The organism is Capnocytophaga sp. oral taxon 332 str. F0381 (assembly GCF_000318275.2).
Classification (GTDB): Bacteria; Bacteroidota; Bacteroidia; order Flavobacteriales; family Flavobacteriaceae; genus Capnocytophaga; species Capnocytophaga bilenii.
The window spans coordinates 1-360 of sequence record NZ_KB291249.1 but is presented as its reverse complement, the minus strand read 5'-3'; positions in this window follow the sequence as shown (position 1 = coordinate 360).

The following is a 360-nucleotide window of genomic DNA, read 5'->3' as shown; positions in this document are numbered from 1 at the left end:
TCAGCAACTTTGGGCAAAGATACAATAAATAATTAGATTATTCCCTTTTTAAGTGTAGGAAAAAGAAGATTTAGCTTTAATAAAAGAGAGCAACCAGATGTTTATTTTCTTGATATAACTTGCATTGGAATGCTTTTATTAGGGTTTATCTCCAAGTTCCTCAAAAAAGTTTAAACACGTTTATTATCTGTTAGATTTAGTTTGTATATAAAATCAAACTTAGCTTGCTCTCTTTTACCAAGAGTTTTAGGTGGCATCACTTTTAAGCATATCAAAGCCTGCCTCCCAAAATCCTGTACCAAAACCTTCATCAAACTTGCACTCTCCCCAAGCTGTGGTAGCCAGTAGGAAGAGTTGCTG